Raw genomic sequence first — 3,997 nt, forward strand, 5'->3', positions numbered from 1 at the left:
GCGCGGANGCTGCGGCCGGGGTATTGACGGCGGTCATCGGCACGAAGCCGCCGAAATGGTCGCGTGCCACATCCCAGAAGCCGCGGCGGTCCTCCGGCGCATAGACGGCTACGGCGAAGGGACCCTGCATGCGGGTGAAGGCGGTGATCATTTCCCGCCAGATGCGCACGACGACCTGGGCGGGGAAAGTCCCGGCATGGCGGGCCATCAGGCGCCGCAGGATCGTCGCCTCCCGCGCCGGACGGAGGAAGACGGGCTGGGCGCCGGCTTCCGCCGCGCCATTGCCCTTGGCCGCCCCGATGCGCTCCACCACGGCGGCGCGCCGCATCAACAGGTCATGGATCGCGTCGTCGATCTGGTCGATTTCGCGGCGCAAATCGTCGAGCGGGGTCCGTGCGGAGGCCATGGGTCAAAAAACCATCGAATGCAGAGCCGGTTAGTAGTAGTCCGCATGCGCCCTGAAATCAAAGAAAACATTGACACTCCGAAGGCCGGCTTCGTAGCTATACGCTCCCGTTCCGCCACAGCTCGCCGACGGTTCCCACCACGGCGCCGTAAGGCTTCCGACAAGGCACGAAACGAGATGTCCGCGGCCCTCGACAACTCCGCCCCCGACAGCCCCGCCTCCACTGAGCACGTCATGCCGGGCAAGCGCGTGCGTCTGGCGGTCGACCGGCCGATGCGGTTGGACAGCGGGGTGGAGATCGGCGGCTTCCAGATCGCCTACCAGACCTACGGCACGCTGAACGCCGACAAGTCCAACGCGATCTTCATCTGCCACGCCCTGACCGGCGACCATTTCGTGGTGGAGAAGCACCCGGTCACCGGAAAGCCCGGCTGGTGGGAGATGCTGGTCGGCCCCGGCAAGCCGGTGGACACCGACCGCTATTTCGTCATCTGCTCCAACGTGCTGGGCGGCTGCCTGGGCAGCACCGGGCCGAAGGACATCGATCCGGCCACCGGCCAGCCCTATGGCCTGTCCTTCCCCGTCGTCACCATCGGCGACATGGTGCGGGCGCAGAAGTTGCTGGTCGAGCATCTCGGCATCGAGAAGCTGTTCTGCGTCATCGGCGGCTCCATGGGCGGCATGCAGGTGCTGCAATGGGCGGTGGCCTATCCGGAGTCGGTGTTCGCCGCGGTGCCCATCGCCACGGCCGCCCGCCATTCGGCGCAGAACATCGCCTTCCACGAGGTCGGGCGCCAGGCGATCATGGCCGACCCGGAATGGCGCGGCGGCAATTATCTGCTGGAAGGCACCAGGCCGGAGGCCGGTCTGGCCGTCGCCCGCATGGCCGCCCACATCACCTACCTGTCGGAAGCGGCCCTGCACCGCAAGTTCGGCCGCAACCTGCAGGACCGCAAGGCGGTCACCTACGGCTTCGACGCCGATTTCCAGGTGGAAAGCTACCTGCGCTACCAGGGGGCGGCCTTCGTCGAGCGGTTCGATGCCAACTCCTACCTCTACATCACCCGCGCGATGGATTACTTCGACCTCGCCGCCGATGCGGGTGGATCGCTGGCCAACGCCTTCCGTCCGGGGGGCAAGACCACGCCGGTGCGTTTCTGCCTTGCCAGCTTCTCCAGCGACTGGCTGTTCCCGACCTCGGAATCGCGGGCAATCGTGCATGCGCTGAATGCCGTCGCCGGAAATGTCAGCTTCGTGGAAATCGAGACCGACAAGGGCCACGACGCCTTCCTGCTGGACGAGCCGGAGTTCCATCAGGTCATCCACGGCTTCCTGGAGGGCTGCGCCGAGCATCGCGGCCTGTCCGTCCGCCGCCGCGAGCGCTGAGTGGGGCAAAAAGACCGACCATGGTGGACATTCGCGACGATTTGAAGCTGATCGCCGAGATGGTGGAGCCGAACAGCCGCGTGCTGGACGTCGGTTGCGGCGACGGCGCCCTGCTGGATCATCTGGCCCACACCAAGAATGTCGATGGGCGCGGCATCGAACTCAGCATGGACGGCGTGCGCCAGTGCGTGGCGCACGGCCTGTCGGTGATCCAGGGCGATGCCGAGACCGACCTGAAGGACTATCCGGCGGAAGCCTTCGACTACGTCATCCTGGGCCAGACCCTGCAGGCGATGAAGCAGCCGCGCGACGTGCTGGAGATGCTGTGCCGCATCGGCCGCCGCGCCATCGTCTCGGTGCCGAATTTCGGCTATTGGCGCGTCCGCATGCAGCTGATGCTGACCGGCCGCATGCCGGTGACGGAAAAGCTGGGCTACCAGTGGTGGGAAACGCCCAACATCCATTTCTGCACGCTGCGCGACTTCGTCGTGCTGACGGAGGAGATGGGCATCACCATCGAGCAGACCCGGATCATCGACCGCGCCGGCCGGGTCACCAGCCGCGCCCATTCCGGCTTCGCCAACCTGCTGGGCGAACAGGGTGTCTTCCTGCTGCGGCGCAGCGGCAGCTGAGGTTTTGATGTGGGAGCGTGAATTAAGTCCGGCGGCAACCTGCGGGCGGGTTCCGCTGTTAACCAGGGCGATACCTGAATCCGAACGGAAGGGTCGCCCTCATGCTCCGCCCCCTCATGCTTGTTCCGGCCGCGGCGCTGCTGCTGACCGGCACCGCCTTCGCCCAGACCGCGCCGGGCGTCGCCGCCTCGCCGCCGCTGATGACCGCACCGCGGCCGGACGACCAGCCGGCAACCGGGCAGATCGCCTCCCCGCCGGGGGTCAGCGGCGAAGCACCGTCGCTTGAGGTGCAGAACCCCGCCGCACCGGTGACGGGGGCGGTAACCGGTGCGCAGGGTTCGTCGCCGCCGGTGGCGGCATTGCCGTCCGCCGCGCTCAATCCCGATCAGGCGCGGGCGATGGTGGGAACGGAACTGCGCACCCGCGACGGCCGGCCGGCCGGCCGGATCCTCGATTTCACCATGGATGGGACCAGCGACCGGGTGGACCGCATCGTGGTGGCGCCGAACGAGGTGCTGGGGCTGGGCGAGAAGCTGGTGGCGGTGCCGGCCGGCACGCTGGCGAATGGCCCCGACGGGCTGATGCTGGACATCGGACAGGACGAGCTGGACAAGGCGCCGACCTTCGCCTATGGCGACGAGCCGACGCTGACCCGACCGGAAAGCCAGCAGCCCAAGCAGTGAAGACCGCTCAGGCGGTCGGACGGCGGCGGAAGATGCCGGTCAGGCAGGCGATCAGGCACAGGCCGGCGCCCAGCCACAGCACGACGACGCTGCCGTCCGCCTTGCCGATGGCGGTGAAGACCAATCCCACCGTGGCGGCGCCCAGCGTCTGGCCCAGCAGCCGGCCGGTCGCCTGGATGCCGCTGGCGCCGCCGCTGCGCTCCTTCGGCGCACTGCTGACCAGCACCTTGTTGTTCGGGGTCTGGAACAGGCCGAAGCCGAAACCGGCCAGCGCCATCCGCCAGACCACGTCCAGCGTCGACGGGTCGGGCGGCAGCAGCGCCATCAGGGCGAGACCGGTGGCGAAGGCGAGCAGTCCGGCCGCCGCCAGCCGCGTCGGCTCGTAGCGGTCGGCCAGCCGGCCGGAGACCGGGGCGACCAGCGCCACCACCAGCGGCCAGGGCGTCATCAGCAGCCCCGACTCGGTCAGCGAGCGGTTCAGCACATCCTCGAAGAAGAAGGGCATCGCGACGAAGACGATGTTCTGCGACGCGAAGGAGCAGACCGAGGTGACGACCGTCAGGGCGAAGACCGGCCGGCGCAGCAGATCGACCGGCAGCAGCGGTGCCGCCTGCGCCAGCTCGCGCCGCACCAGCGTCACGCCAAGCGCCAGCGCCCCGACCAGTTCCGCCGCGACCAGCCAGTAAGGCTGGCTGCCGTCCACCCCCTTGAAGCCGATGATCAGCAGGCCGAGCGTGGCGGCGTTGAGCGCGGCGCTCAGCCAGTCGAAGCGATGACCGGCCGGGTTGGACACCGGCATCGCCCGCGCCGCCACCACCAGCGCCGCCAGCCCCAGCGGCACATTGACCGCGAACAGCCAGGGCCAGGAGGCCACCGACAGGATCAGCGCC

General features: G+C 68.6%; 5 protein-coding genes. 3 read left to right on the top strand and 2 right to left on the bottom strand.

Annotated features, from left to right (window positions below; all coding sequences use genetic code 11):
- The coding region (gene pheA / locus I71_RS32640; RefSeq protein ID WP_042704124.1) for a chorismate mutase at positions 1–406 on the bottom strand (406 nt) is incomplete at its 3' end.
- Between the two features lie 177 nt (positions 407–583).
- Between pheA and I71_RS32645 the strand changes: the two genes are divergently transcribed.
- From I71_RS32645 to I71_RS32655, 3 genes are all read left to right on the top strand, one after another.
- Positions 584–1,792: a homoserine O-acetyltransferase gene (locus I71_RS32645; protein ID WP_042704126.1), complete on the top strand. Its 1,209-nt coding sequence runs from the start codon at positions 584–586 to the stop codon at positions 1,790–1,792.
- Between the two features lie 20 nt (positions 1,793–1,812).
- Positions 1,813–2,424, top strand: a complete 612-nt coding sequence (gene metW, locus I71_RS32650) for a methionine biosynthesis protein MetW (RefSeq protein WP_042704128.1) — start codon at positions 1,813–1,815, stop codon at positions 2,422–2,424.
- 101 nt (positions 2,425–2,525) lie between these two features.
- Positions 2,526–3,107 carry a PRC-barrel domain-containing protein gene (locus I71_RS32655; RefSeq protein ID WP_042704130.1) on the top strand — a complete coding sequence of 194 codons (582 nt, stop codon included), beginning with the start codon at positions 2,526–2,528 and terminating at the stop codon, positions 3,105–3,107.
- Between the two features lie 7 nt (positions 3,108–3,114).
- On the opposite strand, the gene I71_RS32660 is transcribed toward I71_RS32655, so the two are convergent.
- Positions 3,115–3,997, bottom strand: an 883-nt coding sequence (locus tag I71_RS32660) for an MFS transporter (RefSeq protein WP_042704132.1), incomplete at its 5' end; no start/stop codon positions are given.

The organism is Azospirillum sp. B506, assembly GCF_000333595.1.
Classification (GTDB): Bacteria; Pseudomonadota; Alphaproteobacteria; order Azospirillales; family Azospirillaceae; genus Azospirillum.

Bases quoted from the DNA above. Each gene is read 5' to 3' on its own strand.
- I71_RS32645 (WP_042704126.1), top strand. From the start codon at position 584: ATGTCCGCGGCCCTCGACAACTCCGCCCCCGACAGCCCCGCCTCCACT.
- metW (WP_042704128.1), top strand. From the start codon at position 1,813: ATGGTGGACATTCGCGACGATTTGAAGCTGATCGCCGAGATGGTGGAG.
- I71_RS32655 (WP_042704130.1), top strand. From the start codon at position 2,526: ATGCTCCGCCCCCTCATGCTTGTTCCGGCCGCGGCGCTGCTGCTGACC.